This window comes from Neolewinella persica DSM 23188, from assembly GCF_000373105.1.
Taxonomy (GTDB): domain Bacteria; phylum Bacteroidota; class Bacteroidia; order Chitinophagales; family Saprospiraceae; genus Neolewinella; species Neolewinella persica.
Window position 1 is genome coordinate 79220 of sequence record NZ_KB890436.1, and the last position, 17799, is coordinate 97018.

Here is a 17799-nt window from a genome sequence, read left to right on the forward strand (position 1 = left end):
AACCAATCTTTAAGTATCAAGCAATTTATCCCAATGAGTACCACCCGCCAGGAAAAAGACAGCATCGGCTACGTAGACGTCCCCGCCACCCGTTACTGGGGCGCGCAAACCCAACGTAGTTTCACCAATTTCGAGATCGGAGGACAGCTAATGCCCGTGGAGATCATCCGTGCTTTTGCCATTCTCAAGAAGGCTGCCGCCCGCACCAATACCGCACTGGGGGTGCTTGATGAAGGTAAATCTAACTTGATCGGTAAGGTCGCTGACGAAATTCTGGACGGCCAGCTGGACGACGAATTCCCGCTGGTCGTTTGGCAAACGGGCTCCGGTACGCAGTCGAACATGAACGTAAATGAAGTGATCGCTAACCGGGGGCACGTCCTTGTTGGTGGCAGTCTGACCGACGAAAAGAAGACACTGCACCCCAATGACGATGTGAACAAGAGCCAGTCGTCCAACGACACTTTTCCAACGGCTATGCACATTGCCGCCTATAAGATCCTGGTGGAAAGCACCATTCCTGGCATTGAGCAACTACGCGATACCCTTGCGGCTAAGAGTAAGGCTATGATGGATGTGGTAAAGATTGGCCGCACCCACTTCATGGACGCTACACCACTGACGCTGGGCCAGGAGTTCAGCGGCTACGTCAGCCAGCTGAACCATGGCCTGAAGGCCATCCGTAATACCTTGGACCACCTCAGCGAACTGGCCCTGGGCGGCACCGCCGTCGGCACCGGGCTGAACACGCCCGAAGGCTACGATGTCCACGTTGCCGGAGAGATCGCAGGCCTCACCGGCCTGCCCTTCCGGACTGCTGAGAATAAGTTCGAAGCCCTCGCTGCTCACGACGCGATCGTGGAGGCCCACGGTGCACTCAAGACGGTGGCCGTCAGCCTGATGAAGATCGGTAACGACGTACGTATGCTCTCCAGCGGACCCCGTTCCGGCATTGGTGAAATCATTATTCCGGCCAACGAACCCGGAAGCTCCATCATGCCCGGTAAGGTAAACCCCACGCAAAGTGAAGCCCTCACCATGGCCATGGCCCAGGTGGTTGGCAACGACGTAGCGATCAACGTAGGCGGTATGACCGGCCACTTCGAGTTGAACGTTTTCAAGCCAATGATGATCTTCAATTTCCTGATGTCGGCCCGCCTGATCGGGGATGCTTGCCGGAGCTTCGAAAGAAACTGTGCTGTTGGCATCGAACCCAATGCTAAGAAGATCAAAGAGCACCTTGAAAACAGCCTCATGCTGGTGACTGCCCTGAACACGAAGATCGGGTACGATAAGGCTGGTAAAATTGCTAAAAAGGCTTATGCCGAGGACACCACTTTGAAAGCCGCTGCGCTTGAGCTGGGGTACCTTACCAGTGAGGAATTTGATGCCTGGGTGCGGCCGGAGGATATGATCGGTAGTTGAATAATTGATTAAGTGAATGATTGAATGGCTATCGCAGGCACCGTCCGCAGCGCTGCGCTTGCTCACTTTGGGCGAATGAGCGTAGCGAAATGAGTGGTTACAGCGGTAGCTTATTCAATCATTCACCTATTCTATCATTCAATCCTTGGGCGCAAGCTCATCCGGCGTAAACACCTTCCCCACCGCCGAGCTCGTCATTCCCGCCACCACGGATTTCCAGTAAAGGTTAAAGAATGATTTGGTCGGTTCGTGTTCTGCGTATACGGAGCCTACCACCAAATCACCGTCATTGCGAGGATTGGAATCGCGAACTGCGATGTCTTCAATCAGGTTAGTGAACCACGCACCTTTGCCCGTCATCTTTAATTCAAGGTGATCGTACTTCAGCACCATTTCGCCTTCAGAGACGTCGTTTCGAACGTTGAAATCATGGGTCATGTGGCTGATGTAACCTTTTTCTATGTCAGCGTTCGCGGCTACTTCCATCAATGGGTTTACTTTTGGAAGATCATAATTTTTAAGGTCTCCGGTGGCCCTGAAATCACGTCCCTCGCTGGCCTGGCCGAGCTCGAAACGAATGGTCAATGGAGAGGTTTCATCGAAGGTGAAGTCCCCCTGTACAAAGGCAGGATCGTCTTGCTTCCAGGTGCTGAAATTGCCGGCTTTGATGGTGCCGGCGAAAGTGATGTCGGGCTTATCGGTTCCATTTTTGTGGGCGCCGTAGGAAATATTGGCGCGGTCTACCGTGAGGGATTGCAGGAGGATTGATTTGCCGAGCTTGCGGAAGTTTTCTACGGGAAAATTCTTGTAGGGCTCTGAGGGGTCACGTTCCAGACTCGGGTTTTCATAAATGGCGAAATTGAGGTCGCTGATGTTAACGTCGGGAATGACGGACCGGCCACCGGCCATCAGGCTATCGAAGGGGATGCCGACAATTTCGATGTTGTCCACCCGGAGCGCCTGCCACGGTCGCTTGTATTTTATGGAAGTCAGGAATGCCTTGGTCGTCTGTTTGGGGCTTAGCCGGAACGTGCCGACGTTGAGGTTTTTTTTACCGGTGTCGACCCTTAAACCGCTGATGGTTTCGTTGGTGTCGTCTGTGGCGGGGAAGAATATACTGTCGGCGGTAATGTTCATTTTTGGCGGGGACGCAGGTGCAAGGGGAAGGTCGATGGAGCCGGAAGTTGACAGGCCGAGTACCTCAGCTTTAAGCACGCTATCCTTGTCAAAGACCAGGACATGACCATTTGCCAGGCGAAGGTTTTTTATGTTCACTCCCTTCTTCTTTGTCTTCAATTCGGTGGAAGCATCGGTGGAGTCTGGTATTGCGTAGTGGACCTCCAGAGCGGCACCGTCCACCAGTAAGTCGTTGATGCTGACGTCACCACTAATAACTTTCATTGCGCTCAAACCATTGAGGTTGAGATGGCGGATGGTACCGAAAACGCGTCTGCTTCCGACGGCCTGGTCCAAGCGGACACTGTCCAACTTAAGTCCGAGGTTTAGAAAGCTAAAGGAGAGGTTGCGTGCGCCGACGGTAAAGGTATTGCCGTTTTGGTTTGATTTTTCAATCAGGTCGTTAAGCTTACCGTTGGCGAAGGCTTTGCCGCCAAAATAGATGGCGAGGAGCAGAACGAGCAGGCTTCCTGCAGAGTAAATGAATTTTTTCACGTAAAAGAGGGGCTTTGACTTATAACTATATACAGGGGTATACTTGTTCGACCTTTTATGCTTCCTGACGCGCCTCTTCACTTCCCCTGAATGGCTGAGCATTTTGATGCCTGAGTTTAGGTCAGACGATGGATAGTGATCCCGCACATCACTTTCTTTACTTATTCGTCTTTAACCTTAGAGCGAGACGACCGAGGGTCGTTGAGTAGTATGCAGAGCTACCCACTACGAACTACCGACTACCCACTAATTAAGCTTCTTCCAAAACACCACCTTATCATCCCCCTCCTGGTAATAATCCCGGATTCGGGCCTCCACGGCATAGCCGTGCTGGTCATAGAACTTGCGCGTCAGCTCAAAGCCTTCGAGGCCGGAGGTTTCAATGATCAGGATGCGCTGACCCTGGCCGATTAACTCCTGCTCAACGTAATTCAGTATGGCGGAGCCGTGGCCTTTGCCTTGTTGATCGGCAAGAACACCGATGAAGTAGAGGTTCCATACACCGTCAGCAAAGGTCTCAGGCGCGTAGTAGGCAGCAGCCTTTATTTGGTCGCCCGCCCGTAAAGCGATCCATTGGTGGCCCTCCAACTCGCCGGAGAGGAAGGCGTCGATCATGCCGCCCAGTTCGCCTAGCTCCTCTGGTTGGAAAAGGCCACAGGATTCAGCGACTTGGAGCAGGGAGGGTTTGTCGGCTACGGTGGCTGTCGAAATATTCATCAGGCAAAAGTACGCAGATGAAAAGACGACCTCCGGTATATTGCTTTTTAAAAGCTTACTTTTTGCACCTGCGACCCCGCCTGGAAATCTTACTAAAACCGTGGGTCCTGCATCAATTCCCAGTCTGTTAACGTCTCCAGGAAAGCGATCACGTCGGCCATCTCTTCGTTTGACATCGTAATGGCGTTGTCAAGACTTGGATCAAGACTTGTGGAAGCGCGAATGCCCGATCGGTAATGCTCCAGCACGGCTTCGAGGGAGGCAAATCGGCCGTCGTGCATGTACGGCCCGGTCCGCGCAACGTTGCGAAGGGAAGGTACCCTGAATTTTCCCCGGTCCGACTCAGTTTCGGTAATGAGGCTACGCCCCGCATCCTGTGTTTCGGCAACGTCGAGACCATTATTACGGTAGCTCTTGTCCGTAAATAGTACGCCGGTATGGCAACTGCTGCAGTTGGTGTTGAAAAATGCGGCACCTCTTTCTTCGGCCGGCGTGAAAGTGGCATTGTTCCGTTTCAGGACAACGTCGTCGTATTTGCTGCGGTCGGAGACCAGCATCAATTGATATTGGCTAAGCGCCTGGAGGAGTAACCCGGAGGTGATGGTGTCTTGGCCGAAGGCCCGTTGGAAATCATTCCGGTAGCCGTTGTCTGCCCTGAGTTTGGCGACTACCCCCTCCAGTGTCTCGTCCATTTCAAACGGACTGGTGATGGCGTTGATCGGTACGAAATCAAGGTGGGTAATACCCCCATCCAGCATGAATTCCTGCGTGAAGGCCAGGTTAAAAAGCCCGGGGGCATTGCGTATACCTTCCCGTTCGTCGACACCGAGGCTGAGCCGGTGCTGGGGATCGGCAAAAGCAACTGCCTGTTGGTGGCAGGTGGAACAGCTTACCGAGTTGTTGCTAGAGAGCCGGACATCTTCAAACAAGCGTTTACCAAGTAGAAACCCGGCTTCAGTAACGGGGTTACGTTCAAAGTCGTAGGTCGGCGGTGGGAAGTGCTCCGGTACTAAGAACGAGTAGGTAGTATCCGGTGAAACTTCGTTAGGCTGACAACTCAGTAAAAGGAAAACTGGCAGGAGGGAGATCAGAAGACGCATGGAAGCAGTTTTTAAGGCTAAGAAGGCAATTTTGGGTTTCAGCGGCCAGCATTCAGCGATCAGTATGCAGAGGACAGGGTGTTGAATCCTGCCTGCTGAATACTGAGCACTGCTTGCTGAAACCTGACCGCTGAAACCCAGAGGCTACTGATGAATATGGTCGTAACGGAAAGCTGCTGCGGCGTTCTTGGCCATTGCTGCGCCGTCCGTCGGGCGATGTATGTTCACGTTGTCGGTGGCGAAATTGACGGTCGCTTCGGGGCCTTCAAACAGGGCTTTTACGTCCAGTTCCAAGTGAGCGGTAGGACTGAGGTCGGCCGCTACGCGGGCGTTCGTGTCGAAGTCCAGTTCAACGCGTTGGTTGTTATACACGAAAGGCGTATTAGCGATGTTCTTCCAACCGCCGAGGTGAAAAACGATGCCAGCTTCGTTGTCAGAGACTATGGAGTTACCGGAAGCACCACCGGGGCTGGCGGGGCTTTGGCCCTCCACTTTCAAGGCGACGTAGCCGGAGTTCCAGTTCCAGAACATGCCGCTGGTGGCGGGGTCTAGCGAGCCACCAGCCGCGCCTTCCAGTACGCCGGTACTGTCCACTCCCAATAAGAAACTGATCTTATTGTACTGCCCGGCGGGCACGTCTTTGAGGTCGAAAATGCGGCTGGAAGCATCAGCGGCATCAATGAGGTAGTAGCCTTTTGCGTCAATAGCCGTTACGCTCATCGGGTCTTCGAACCGCTCACCGTTCGGGCCTTCCAATACGACTTCGCTGATGTAGTAGCGGAGGAAGGTAAGGTTGTAATTGTGGCCCATTCCGTTGACGTAGGGGTACTCGGTGGCACCTACCGCAGCGAGACTGAAACTGCTTTGATTGTCTTGTGGGCCCATTACGTTTTCGAATTCTACTTCGAAGGTGCCGAAGGTTGCGTTGCCGGGACCGTCGTCATCATCTTCACAGGAAGAGAAGGCGAAGAGAGCAAAAGCAAGAAGAAGGTAAAGTGGAAAAGATTTCATGGTTTGGATGGTTGTTTGAGTTAATATTTTGCGGCCACGGGATGATTTTTTGGCGCGGCCGTAGGTGCAGTGATTAGGCGCCAGGAGCTAGAGCGCCGGGAACTGGCCGCTAGCGCCTGGTTGTTAGAAATTGTAGAGGATTTGAACGTTGGTACTTAGCCCGGCCTCTGCCATTCCATCGGAGTAATCCTGCTGGAAAGGTTGATTGACACGCAGGCCGAGCGTTATGTCATCGTAGCGGACGTTGACGCCGGCAGCGGCCAGCCAGGCCTGGCCGCCGGTAGCGTGTACTGGCTGATTGTCCACCGTTTGGTTAGAGGCTGTATGTTCATAACTGAGGCCGGCGAAGGGGATGAATTTCCAGTGCGGATCGTGGCTGAACTGGCCGAATACCTGCGCGCCAGTGGCAGTTTCTGCGCCGAAGCGGTAATAGGTGCCGCTTTTGGTATAGCTTTGGTGGCGGGCATTGAGGGCGAGACCGTATTGACCGGTGCTTAAAACCAGAGCGGTTTGCAAACCGAAGCCGAAAGCACCTTTACCAAGATTAAAATTGTCTGGCAGGAAACGATTGTCCAGCAAGTCGTCGTCGTAACTGCCAGTGGGTAGTCTGATTAGCGGACCAGCCTCCCAGTACCAGCTCCCACCGTTGGTGCCGAGCGGACGGTTATCGGCCAGGACACGTGCAATTCCAAGGCGAGCGTCCCCCATTCCGCTCAGGGTTTCGTCACCGTCGGGACTATGGCGTACGTTGTTTCGGTAAGGGAGGAAGGCGTCCACTCGCCAGCCGGGTAACAATTCGTACCGCAGCTGGAGTTCGAACTGGTGGAAGACGTCTTCCGTTCCAGTATATTCTCCGCTGCTGAGGCGGCTCTTAAAGGGGAGTATCCCATAGTTGAACCCTACGAAATTATTGCGGTAAACGGATAGTAGGCCAAAGCCGCCACCGCCGATGCCGCATCCGCAGGCGTCGCAGGCAAATAAGGAAAGGGGAAACAGGATGGCTAGTGCCACCAGAGAGAGGGTGCGTTTAAGCATTGGGGGGACAGAATTGGAAGGTGAAATCGCAGATCAGGGCGATAAATGGTAGGAAGGGAATGAGGATGCCGGGCATTCGCCAGAAGCGGCAAATGGCGTATTCTCCCCCGTTAATGGTGATTTCTGGAGATGACGAAGCAAAAGAAAGTGCTCGTCGGCCAACCAACGAAGGGAATCGTAAAGCGAAACCTACGGAGGAGTTGGCTCGTCGACCTATATAATCGGGTCTTTACACGATACGCGACCTCTTAGCTTATGAACTAAGCCACTAGTGGCCGTAACGATGGACGAGTGGTCTACAGGGGAATCTCTGATTTACCCTAATGTCGGTGGTTCAAAAACATAACCGACATAGCTACGCGGCGCAAAAAGCGGTATGGTTGCGGGCTTGGTTAATTTGGCAACTGTTGGTAGTGGTGGTAAACCCACGGCATTAGGTGTTGGCAGTTGACAATATGGAGAAGTAGCGTAGGGAAGGGAGGATGATATCTGATCGCCAGGCTCATCTGTTTCCATGCTCTGAAACAGGTCGGTAAGCTGACAAGCGCCATAGCACATTGGCGCATCTTCCCATGCCTTGTTTACACAAAACAACTCGGTAAAACTCTCGTTGGCCAACTGTTGCCACTGTAGCAATAGGGATGTCCTGCCCGCTTGAGCGAACAATAGGATAGAGAGGAGTATGCCGGTGAGACAGGCTTTCATTTGATAACCGTGAAGGTACTGTGACGGTGCATTGAAAGCCTAATGGCAGATGGTTAAAATTAATTTACTAAAGAGATTTGACTTTCTGGTGATGTGGATCCCTTCGCTTATCCCAGAAAATAATTCTGTCAGAAACGGTTTGGAACACCAGTACCTGGTTTCATGGCGGTGCCTGACAAATATTGCTCCCTGGAGTATTTTACACGGCACCTGCGGCCGCGCCCACCAGGTGCTAAAAGCCTAATAGATAAAAATACCTACTACCTTTGTCGTTTAGCGCAAAACATTCCCCCGCCCTAGTTCGTCTTTTAACCTGACTATGCAATTTCTATACCCCAATTTCCTCTGGGCCCTGGCCGCGCTCGCCATCCCGATCATCATTCATCTGTTTTACTTCCGCCGCTTCAAAAAGGTAGCTTTCAGTAACGTGAAGTTCCTCAAGGAGGTGAAGGAAGAAACGAGCATGCGCAGCCGCCTGCGCAACCTGCTGGTGCTCCTGGCCCGTTGTTTGGCGGTCGCTGCGCTGGTATTTGCTTTCGCCCAGCCATTTATCCCTTCCGCGCGGGAGGTGTTGACCGGGCGTAAGGCCGTCAGCTTATTCGTAGACAACAGCTTCAGCATGGGCGCAGAAAGTGACCGGGCTCCCTTGCTGCAAATAGCGAAAGACCGCGCGCGCGACATCGTGAATGCCTATGGCGTGGAAGACCGTTTTCAGGTACTCGACAATAATTTCAGCGGCCGGAACCAACGACTGGTTGGCCAGGAAGAAGCGCTTGAGTTCATCGATCAGGTAAAAGTGGCCCCCGCTTCGCGGCGGCTTTCCGTGGTGGCTGCCCGCCAGCGCTCCGCGCTGGGTACCGAAAACATCGATAACCGGATCAGCTACCTCGTCTCCGATTTTCAACGGAATATTGCCGATCTGTCTGCCGATCAATTGGATACTTCAATACAGACCAACCTCGTCCCGCTTACCGCCGTACGAGAACGGAACGTCGGGATCGATTCCGCCTGGTTTGAAGCCCCGGTACCACAGTTGAATCAGAACAACCTGTTGCTCGTCCGGGTCCGTAACTACGGATCAGAAGACCTCGATAACGTCCGCCTTAGCCTCAATTATCTCGGCCAGAATAAGCCTGAGGGCACTTTGGTGATCCCGGCGAGCAGTTACGTCATCGATAGTGTGTACCTCAACATCACTGAGCCGGGGATCGGGAAAGCGGAGCTTCGGATTACGGACTTTCCGGTACAGTTTGATGATAAGTATTTCCTTACGTTCCGCACCGCCGACAAGGTCAAAGTCCTGAATATTGACGATGACGGCCAGCCGAACCGCAACCTGCGGGCAGCCCTTGGCGGCCTGTCCGTTTTTGCCGCCAACTACGTTGGTAGCCGGAACATCGATTATGGTAGCCTCGGCACCAACGACCTGATCGTGATAACGGACCAACAATCGGTCGGCTCAGGTTTAGCCGAGCAATTACGTCTGTACGTGGAGAACGGTGGCAACTTACTGATTTTTCCTCCCCGAAACGCTGATGTAGCGAGCTACAATACCTTCCTTACCCGTATTTCGGCCGACCGGCTGGAGCCCTTCGCCGAGCAAGCCCGGGAAGTGAGTGGCCTTAACCGCCGCGAGTTCATCTTCAAGGATGTATTCCGTAACCGGTCATCGGCACTGCGCCTGCCGGCTACCACGGGTAACTTCCCCATCGGTAAGCTGGGGAGCCGGCGCCAGGAGGCACTGCTGACTTACCGGGACGGTTCCGCCGCCCTGGCAAAGTATACCCTGGGCGAGGGCAACATTTATCTCTCCAGTGCGCCTTTGGACAATGAAATCAATAACCTGGCCCTGAACGCCGAGATCTTTATTCCGATGCTGTACAAGATGGGCATCAGTAGTGGTCGCCGCCGGCAGGCAGCGTATACCATCGGCCAGGATGAAGTGATCCAGACTAGCCGTCGGGGGGCGACGGGAGACCTGGTGTTTAAACTCCGGGGCAAAAACGGTGAGTTCATTCCCGAACAACGGACGGTAGATAACCGCGTAGTACTCACCCTCAACAATCAGGTGCCGGAGGCGGGTGTTTATGATCTGATCCTTGGAGAAGAGACCGTTGATGCTTTTGCCTTTAACTACGACCGGAAAGAATCCGACCTGGACTACCTCAATGGAACGGAATTAGCCGAATTGACCGCAATACCCAACGTAGCCCTATTAGATGCGGAGAACCAGGCGAGTCTCATCGGAGACATCCGGGAAAGAAACGAAGGGACGCCGCTGTGGCGCTACTTCATCTGGATCGCGCTGGCGGCTTTGCTGGTGGAGGTGTTGTTGTTGCGGTTCTGGAAGGGGTAGGGGGAGTCAAATAGTCAGATAGTCTGGGAGACCGGGCTATTTGGAGGTTTGCGGAGATTAAACGCCTTAACCTCCGCAACTGCCACCATGAAGTATATTCACCAAAGAGATAACTGGCCTAAATTTTACTGGGATACAGCTTTGATTCAACCCTTATTGAGTGAAGTACGTCATCAACAAGGCAGGTTATTAGGGCGAGTAGAAGATTGGGGGTCCAGGCTCCGCGAGGAAGCAAGTATGGACGCCATTGTTTCCGACGTAATTACCAGTAGCGAAATTGAAGGGGAAACACTACCAACGGATCAAGTCCGCTCTTCTGTGGCGAGGAAACTTGGCTTGGAAACGGGAGGGGTAGTAGCTGTAAGCCGGAACGTTGAGGGTATCGTAGAGATGATATTGGACGCAACCCAAGATTATGAGAAGAAACGCTCACATGAGCGTTTCTATTCCTGGCAGGCATCGTTATCCCCTCAAATGGGCCAAAATGACTAAGGTGAGTCAGGATACCGCAACTCGCGACATAAAAGACCTGATCGATAAAGATGTCTTACGGCAGGCGGAGAGTGGCGGAAGAAGTACGCACTACTTGTTAGTATAGCTGATAAAACCGGGCAAAGGAAAAATTGACACATAACCGGGATAAATTTGTGAGGATTGGCCTTGATTGTCGCCCCATCTTTGCATTGTCAATAAAAATAGCAACCTCTAAATTTTTCTAAAATGTTCAAACCGTTCTTCACCTTCGCCCTCGGCTTATTTTTCACCGCCAGTGTTTTTGCTGCGGGGACCCCCGCCCAGTTTATTGCGAAAACGGACGCATTGCTCAAGGCCAACGTCAAAAACGGCCGAATCGATTATACGGGCCTGAAGGGTTCAGCTGATTTGGGTGCGCTCATTACCGATATCGCGGAAACTAATCTATCGACGCTGGAAGGTGATGACCGCAAAGCTTTCCTGATCAATGCATATAACCTGCTGGTGATCAACCAGGCTCTGGAAAATTACCCCTTGCAGTCTGTTTTGAAAGTCAGTGGTTTCTTCGACGGGAACAAGCAGAACGTTGGTGGCCGAAAACTGACCCTGAACCAATTGGAGAAAGACCTCCTGTTGAAAGAGTTTCCCGATGCCCGCCTGCATTTTGTGCTGGTCTGTGGTGCGCTCGGTTGTCCCCCCATCACCAACTTCGCTTACCAGCCCGCTAAACTGGAAGCTCAGTTGAATAAGCAGACAAAACTTGCCCTCGACGATCCCACCTTTATTCGGGTAAATGGGGGGAATGCCGGGTTGTCGAAGATCTTCGAATGGTACGCCAAAGATTTTGGTGGCAGCAAAGCCAATGTCCTAGGCTTTATCAACAAGTACCGCACCGAGGCCATCTCTGCCGATGCTAAGGTGTCGTACTACGAGTACGACTGGAGCCTGAACAATACTGCTGGCCGCGCCGGCGCAGAAGTAAAGATGGAGAAGATGAAGGCCATTGAAGCCATGGAAAAAGAGGCCGTGGCCTCGGCGGACAACCCGGCTGCCCGGGGGAAAGAGGATATGAACCAGGGAAAAGAAGTCATGCTTGCCAGTGAGAGCATCGGTGCGACAACCGGAGGGGGAAACAATGCCGCCCGATACGTGGTCTCTTCAACGATTCGAAAAGGCACCTTCGAAATAAAGATATTCAACAACCTTTACAGTCAGGAGGCCGCCGGAGAGCGGTCTTCTTTCTTTACCACCAGCACGAGTGTGCTGTTTGGTGCTACTGACCGCGTAAACGTTGGGTTCGACCTGCGCTACCGCCGGGTTCGCTACGATGAGGCTGGTGCCGCCTCCAACTTCGATGTGCTGGGCAGCGGCGGCACCTTTAGCCGGACGGCCATCTCCGGATTCGGACCGAAGGTCCGGATCGCTCCATTCAACAACCTGCCGAATTTCTCTATTCAGTCTGCGCTTTGGATTCCGTTGGCAGATAACCTCGAAGGTTCCGAAGGTGGCCGGTTTACTGACTGGGACAGCCCAACGTGGTTCACACAGGTGTTTAATGACTTTTCGATCGGAAATAACTTCAGCGTTTTTACGGAGATTGACTTAGTGCTGGAGGATTTTGGTAGTAACGAAAATGGCAGCATCAACCGGTTCTCTACACCGGTCACCGGTATTTTGAGCTACTTCCCTAACCCAAAAACTACGCTCTACGGCCTGGCCAGCTATTCTCCTTTCTGGCAGGAAAGTTACGACTACTTCTACCAGCTCGGTGTAGGGGCTAAGTACCAATTCACCCCTAAATTTGAATTGGAATTGCTGGCAACAGCCTTTGATAACCAGTTTCTTAGCTCAGTCAATGGCAACGCAGGGACGGTCAATTTGGGGCTGCGGTTTAATTTGTGATCCGAGCCGTTATTTTTGAAGTTGATAACTTTTTAAAAGTTGTACTTACGTTCAAACATGCATTAGGCCGGCTCCCCAAAATTGCCAGGTCTTACGACAACAGGTATATTGTGCCGCCTACGCTTCCTTTATGCCATCCCTCCATTTATTTCGTGCCTTTTCGCTTATTCTTGCCTTCATGGTTGGCGGTTTAGCCCACGCACAATTGCCCCAATATTTTTCAGGTCTGGCGCGCACGCAGGTGCAATACCTGGTTGATCAACGCATCGGTTTACAACCCGGAACGACCGACGGAAACCTCACCTTAGCCATTGATCCGGATACCCCATTGGAGCAGACATTGGTCAGCCTGCGGCAAGATCTGGTAAATCTGCCCGCCATAACTCAGGCAATGTATCAGATCGATTCTTCGGCCGGGAAGCCAACTTCCGTCAGCTGGGAAATCGAGGAAAGTCGTACCGTATTTCCGCTACTGAATCTTGGCGGGGTAAAGGATAACTTTTTCTACCTTCTCGGCATCAACGATATCCACTTTCGTGGGCGGGCGCAACAACTGACCGCCTTTTACCAAAACATCGACGGTGAACACAATTACTACCTGGGCCTGACCAACGCCGCCTTTCGTGGCTCCCCGTGGGGCTACCAGCTGGAAAGCCGCAGGTACGCCGCCATTGAGCCAATATTCTTCCCCTCAGTTACGATTAATTATCGATACAGTAACCTCAGTTTCGGTGCCGGACTAAGCTACACTACTTCCAACCGACATGTTTTCAGGGTCGGGGTAAGTAACTTCTACGAACACTACCGAAAGGTTAACGCCGGGGCTGGTACGCCTGGTCCTGATGACCTTGGACTGAATAAAGCCCTGTTGAGATTTAACCACGGCATCACCCGTGTAGATCAGTTCGGCGCGCGCCGATCAGGTACCGCTCACCAGTCGGTCGCCCAGGTCGTTTTCAACCTGGAGCAGGACCAACCTACTTTTGTCATTGCCTGGCACGACTTCAGGCTGTACCAGCTTCTGGGCCAGCATGGTAACCTTGCGGGGCGTTTGCGCGCCGGGATTTCCTCCAACGAAAATTCCCCCTTTGCCCCCTTCGTGCTCGATAGTCAGGTGAACATCAGAGGCTCCGGTAACCGCATCGACCGGGGCACCGCCCAACTTGTCCTTAACCTCGAGTATCGCCATACGGTATGGCAAGATAACCGCGATCGCTTCGCCGCGCAGCTCGTCGGCTTTTCTGACTTTGGCTCCTGGCGGAACCCGGGTGGCAGCCTTGAAGATGTATTTGATGCCGATAATTTTCGCCATTTCTTAGGCGGCGGCTTGCGGCTCATCAGCCTGAAGGCTTTTGATGCTATGATTCGTGTCGATTACGGCATCGACGTACGCAATGTCCGGGAACGGGGCGTGGTGCTTGGGTTTGGGCAGTATTTTTAAGCCAGCGATTACTAACCTTTGATATGCCTGTAACAGACATTTACGACGAGCAATACGTCGCATCCCTTTTTGACCGTATGTCCTCCACCTACGGTGTCGCGAATTACCTCACCTCTTTCGGTTTCACGGAACGCTGGCGCAAACGCTGTGTTGCCATGATCAACTGGCGGGCGGAGAACATTTGCTGTTATGACCTGATGTCAGGTATGGGCGAGATCTGGGTTTCGGTAATGGCAGCATCTCCCCAGAGTACAAAAATTATCGGCATCGACATTTCCACGGAAATGAACGCCCGGGCCATGGATCAGATCATCGATAATCCTGACCGCAAATTATCAATCCTTACTGCCAACGCGCTCGACAGCGACATTCCCGACGGAGTTGCCGACGTGATCGTTTCCAGTTTTGGTCTTAAGACGTTCTCTGACCCGCAACTCAAAATATTGGCTGCAGAAGTTGCCCGGATATTGCGGCCCGGCGGCCAGTTTTCCTTTATCGAAATTTCTAAACCACCCAACCCTGTGCTGAGGACACTTTTAATGTTTTACCTAAAGTACATCGTGCCCTTAATCGGCTACTTTTTCATGAAGGACGCGACTTCCTACCGAATGCTGGGGGTGTACACCGTCAGCTACGGCAATTCGGAAGGCTTTTGTACTTACCTTAGAGAAGCAGGGCTGACAACCACCTATGTTTCCGATTTTTTTGGCTGTGCTACGGGTGCTCGGGGGCATAAGCCGAAGGTATAGGCGATGTGCCACGCCCCGAAAACATTATATTGTACCTGCGACCGCGCCTATAAAACAGCCTTTTTCGGATGGCTAATATTAGGTGTACTAAACTCCTAAGTGACCCCAACAAAGCTCGGAATTGTGCTTCTAATGAGATTGCGTTTTTCTTAGTGTAGAACTTACTGTCTTAGCGCCTTAGTGGTTGTTTCGAACTACTCCGCAGCAGCAGTCTGCCGCTCCAACCATTCCCCCATAATCGCATTAAACTCCACCGGCCTTTCCATCATCGGTGCGTGGGCGCACAGGTCGATGAAGTAGAGTTCCGAGTTGGCGATGTGTTGCTGAAATTGTTCTCCGACAAAAGGCGGAGTGATGGTGTCCTGGTTCCCCCAAATGAGAAGGGTAGGGGCTTTGATTTGGTCCAGCTTATGCCCCAGATTATGGCGCACGGCAGATTTTGCCGTCATGATGATCCGTAACCCTTTATTCCGATCGTTTACGGTGCTGAAAACTTCGTCTACCAATTCCTTGGAGCTAACGGCAGGATCATAAAAAGTACTCTCCGTTTTCGCCTTGATGAATTCGTAGTTCTTCCGGGGGGGCAGGGTATTTCCCATCGCACTCTCGAATAAGCCACTGCTGCCCGAAAGGGTGATGGTCGAAATGTTTTCGGGATGCGCCAAGGCATATAAAATGGCCACGTGGCCACCAAGGCTATTTCCCATGATGTGTATGGGAGGAAATTCTTTATAGTTCACGAAGTCTTCCAGGTAATCTACCAGTCCGGCCAAAGAGACCTTCCTCAGAGGCAGGGTCATGATTGGTAGGGTAGGAATGATGACGTTGAACTTGTCCTTAAAGTATTCGATCTGGGCGCCGAAATTACTAAGGCCACCGAACAGGCCGTGCAGTAACACGAGGGGTTCGCCCGTTCCTCCCGTTTCCAGGTATTCGAACTTACCTTCTTGTTTCATCTGTAATGCCATGGGGCTGATTGAATGATCGTGGGGGGTAAAATAACGTAAAAAATTCTTGGCAACCCACCAGGTGGCGCTGTCTGGTGCAAATACTGGATTTGTTTGTCAGATCAGACGGACCGTACCGGTGCTTACGAAGCCGCCAGCTAGGTGACGCCAACCAGTTCCTCGTCAACGAAGTACATGTCGATAAGGCCCTTGTTCTTAGCTTCGACCTTACCACGATAGGTACAGCGAAACTTGTATTTAATCAGGTGATAGGTAGATTCGGAGATGTTTACCTGCCCGGGTTCGCTTTTGCCTTCGATTCGGCTGGCTACGTTAACGGTATCTCCCCATATGTCGTACGCAAATTTACGGTCCCCCACCACTCCTGCCACTACCGGGCCGGTATGCAAGCCAATGCGGGCGGTAAAAAACGGCAGGCCAAGTTGCTCCCGCTTGGTTCGCTCCTCTTGCAGGAAACGTTGCATGTCCAGCGCAGCGCGGGTGATGTCGTTGGGCAGGCTCTTTCGATCAGACAGGCCGCTGGCGGCCATATAAGCATCACCGATGGTCTTGATTTTTTCCACGCCGTCGTACCGGTCCATGATTTTGTCGAAAGCCTTGAAACAGACATCGAGTTCCTGCACCAGGGCCTCCGCCCCCAGGCGTTCGGCCGTTTTGGTGAAGTTGACAAAATCACAAAATAATACCGTCGCTTCAGCGAACCGACGGGCCTTGGCTTTGCCGGTATTTTTCAGTTCTTCGGCAATGTGAACGGGTAAAATGTTCTTCAGCAGATCGTCAGACTGTTGGCGGGCATCTTCCAACTGGTCATTGGCAAGGGCCAGTTTTTTGGCTGAGCGTTGCTTGACCCGGAATCGTGAGAAGAAGGTCAGCGCCAGTAACAAGAGTGCGGCCCCGGCACCCAGGGCAGCATAGAGCTGTGTCGTTTGCCGTTCCGCTTTCAGTTCGGCGGCTTGTTTCACCAGTTCGGCTTCCATGAGTTGCTCCCGGGCGTCGTTGGCAATGGCTTTTTGTTCCAGGGCTTCCCGGCTCAGGCTTTGGATCTCCTTTTTCGTTTCGAGCACCCGGCGCTCTATCGCCGCTTTTTCCTCCTGGGTTTGGGTAAGTTCCAGGTTGCGGGCCTCCAGCTCATCGGCGCTCTCGGCCAGCTGTTTATTGCGAACCTGGTTTTCCTGCGCCAGTTGGCGGTTGGTGCCCTGCAGCTGTTGGTTGGAGCCGCTGAGCTTGTCTTTCTCCGTTTCCAGGCGATTGACTTCGTTGGCCAGGTCACGGGTCTCGCGCTCTACTTCGCGTTTGCGCCGTTGCAGGGCGGCCTGTTCCCGTTCGAGCTGCGCGCGCAGCGCGCTCAGGCTGCGATCGTCCCCGTTTTGGGTAAAGTAATCGAGTGCCCGCTGACTGATGGCCGCAGCCTCACGGTAGTTCCGGTTCTTAGTCGCCAGGCGGTTGCGCTCCGCAACGGCCAGCATGATGAGGTCGGCAGCGCCGGCCTTCATGCCGTAGTCGACGGCTTCGGCCATGAATTTATCGGTATTTCGCTCGTCACGGACGTTCCGGTACGCCAGCGCCAGCGTGTAGGCGGCGGGGCCGATCAATTGATTGTCGCCAAGACGTTTGGCGGTCGTGATCAATTGCTTGCTGAAGGTGAGGGCCAGGTCGCGATCTTCCTTCCGGGTGCTTTCCAGCAACTCGCCGGTCAGGTCGTATAGTATCCCGTAGCGCTCCCCGTCCGTATCGGCATCATCGAGGGCTTCAATGAGCTCCACACTGTTTTGGGCCGTCAGGAAGGGGGTAAGGGTGAAAAGGAAAAAGGGAAGGAGCAACATTGGTCGCCACGGACTCCCTGTCCTCCTTTCTTCCTTTCCTCCCTTTCTCAGGGCGCGGACGCAGGTGCAAAGAAGGGGGGCAAAAAAGCAGACAAAGTAGGCTCGCATGGGGCGCAATATACGGTTTGCTGATTACGATGGTTTTTTGAAGCCTGGAAGTTAAATCAGGACGGATGATCTAACTCCTGCAGGCTCAATACTTACAAGGTCGGTAATAATCCTAAATTTATAATAATCGGGCCACCCAGACGATGAGGCTAATGAAGGCAACCGTAGCAAATATTTTGAGTAGCCAGTGCCACTCTTTAAACAAAAAAGTTTTTACAACCCGCCGGGGGCGGAAGGTGAGTTGAACGATCGTACCCCCAAGCCCACGCTCAGCTTGGGTAAAGTCGCGTAGAAAATTAGACAAGAGCGCTTTT

General features: G+C 52.8%; 16 protein-coding genes. 7 read left to right on the top strand and 9 right to left on the bottom strand.

Going from position 1 to position 17799, the window contains the following annotated elements; genetic code table 11:
* Positions 1 to 33 precede the first annotated feature (33 nt).
* A complete protein-coding gene (fumC, locus tag B036_RS0114980) occupies positions 34 to 1425 on the top strand; it encodes a class II fumarate hydratase (protein ID WP_020569546.1) in 1392 nt (463 codons plus the stop codon).
* Between the two features lie 138 nt (positions 1426 to 1563).
* Here fumC and B036_RS0114985 read toward each other — a convergent pair whose 3' ends face one another.
* The 6 genes from B036_RS0114985 to B036_RS33590 all read right to left on the bottom strand — a co-directional run bounded on the left by B036_RS0114985 (position 1564) and on the right by B036_RS33590 (position 7664).
* Positions 1564 to 3096: an AsmA family protein gene (locus B036_RS0114985; protein WP_020569547.1), complete on the bottom strand. Its 1533-nt coding sequence runs from the start codon at positions 3094 to 3096 to the stop codon at positions 1564 to 1566.
* A gap of 246 nt (positions 3097 to 3342) precedes the next feature.
* The gene (locus B036_RS0114990) at positions 3343 to 3813 is read right to left on the bottom strand and encodes a GNAT family N-acetyltransferase (protein WP_020569548.1); all 471 of its coding nucleotides are present in this window, start codon (positions 3811 to 3813) and stop codon (positions 3343 to 3345) included.
* A 92-nt stretch (positions 3814 to 3905) separates the two neighbouring features.
* Positions 3906 to 4913 carry a cytochrome-c peroxidase gene (locus B036_RS0114995; RefSeq protein ID WP_020569549.1) on the bottom strand — a complete coding sequence of 336 codons (1008 nt, stop codon included), beginning with the start codon at positions 4911 to 4913 and terminating at the stop codon, positions 3906 to 3908.
* A gap of 144 nt (positions 4914 to 5057) precedes the next feature.
* Complete coding sequence (locus B036_RS29515; RefSeq protein ID WP_020569550.1) at positions 5058 to 5924, bottom strand: MbnP family protein; 867 nt, start codon at positions 5922 to 5924, stop codon at positions 5058 to 5060.
* 123 nt (positions 5925 to 6047) lie between these two features.
* Entirely contained in the window at positions 6048 to 6959 is a 912-nt protein-coding gene (locus tag B036_RS0115005) for a transporter family protein (protein WP_020569551.1), read from the bottom strand.
* A gap of 315 nt (positions 6960 to 7274) precedes the next feature.
* Positions 7275 to 7664, bottom strand: coding sequence for a hypothetical protein (locus B036_RS33590; protein WP_157472170.1), 390 nt, complete (start codon positions 7662 to 7664; stop codon positions 7275 to 7277).
* Between the two features lie 319 nt (positions 7665 to 7983).
* Between B036_RS33590 and B036_RS0115015 the strand changes: the two genes are divergently transcribed.
* The 6 genes from B036_RS0115015 (at position 7984) to B036_RS0115035 (ending at position 14586) form a co-directional block, all read left to right on the top strand.
* Entirely contained in the window at positions 7984 to 10020 is a 2037-nt protein-coding gene (locus B036_RS0115015; RefSeq protein WP_020569553.1) for a BatA domain-containing protein, read from the top strand.
* An 87-nt stretch (positions 10021 to 10107) separates the two neighbouring features.
* The gene (locus B036_RS34575; RefSeq protein ID WP_020569554.1) at positions 10108 to 10512 is read left to right on the top strand and encodes a DUF4172 domain-containing protein; all 405 of its coding nucleotides are present in this window, start codon (positions 10108 to 10110) and stop codon (positions 10510 to 10512) included.
* Positions 10436 to 10618 (top strand): hypothetical protein, encoded by a 183-nt coding sequence (locus tag B036_RS33955; RefSeq protein ID WP_169435065.1) that lies wholly within the window; start codon positions 10436 to 10438, stop codon positions 10616 to 10618. Before B036_RS34575 ends, B036_RS33955 begins: the two co-directional genes overlap by 77 nt.
* Before the next feature lie 122 nt (positions 10619 to 10740).
* Positions 10741 to 12396, top strand: a complete 1656-nt coding sequence (locus B036_RS32170; protein ID WP_020569555.1) for a DUF547 domain-containing protein — start codon at positions 10741 to 10743, stop codon at positions 12394 to 12396.
* A gap of 130 nt (positions 12397 to 12526) precedes the next feature.
* A complete protein-coding gene (locus B036_RS32175; RefSeq protein ID WP_026232014.1) occupies positions 12527 to 13837 on the top strand; it encodes a BamA/TamA family outer membrane protein in 1311 nt (436 codons plus the stop codon).
* Positions 13838 to 13860: 23 nt separating this feature from the next.
* On the top strand, positions 13861 to 14586 hold the full coding sequence (locus tag B036_RS0115035; RefSeq protein ID WP_020569557.1) for a class I SAM-dependent methyltransferase: 726 nt from the start codon (positions 13861 to 13863) through the stop codon (positions 14584 to 14586).
* A gap of 194 nt (positions 14587 to 14780) precedes the next feature.
* Here B036_RS0115035 and B036_RS0115040 read toward each other — a convergent pair whose 3' ends face one another.
* The 3 genes from B036_RS0115040 to B036_RS0115050 all read right to left on the bottom strand — a co-directional run bounded on the left by B036_RS0115040 (position 14781) and on the right by B036_RS0115050 (position 17789).
* Complete coding sequence (locus B036_RS0115040; RefSeq protein ID WP_020569558.1) at positions 14781 to 15554, bottom strand: alpha/beta fold hydrolase; 774 nt, start codon at positions 15552 to 15554, stop codon at positions 14781 to 14783.
* 137 nt (positions 15555 to 15691) lie between these two features.
* Positions 15692 to 17485 carry an adenylate/guanylate cyclase domain-containing protein gene (locus tag B036_RS32180; RefSeq protein WP_083926217.1) on the bottom strand — a complete coding sequence of 598 codons (1794 nt, stop codon included), beginning with the start codon at positions 17483 to 17485 and terminating at the stop codon, positions 15692 to 15694.
* Between the two features lie 118 nt (positions 17486 to 17603).
* Complete coding sequence (locus tag B036_RS0115050) at positions 17604 to 17789, bottom strand: hypothetical protein (RefSeq protein WP_157472171.1); 186 nt, start codon at positions 17787 to 17789, stop codon at positions 17604 to 17606.
* Between the last annotated feature and the right edge of the window lie 10 nt (positions 17790 to 17799).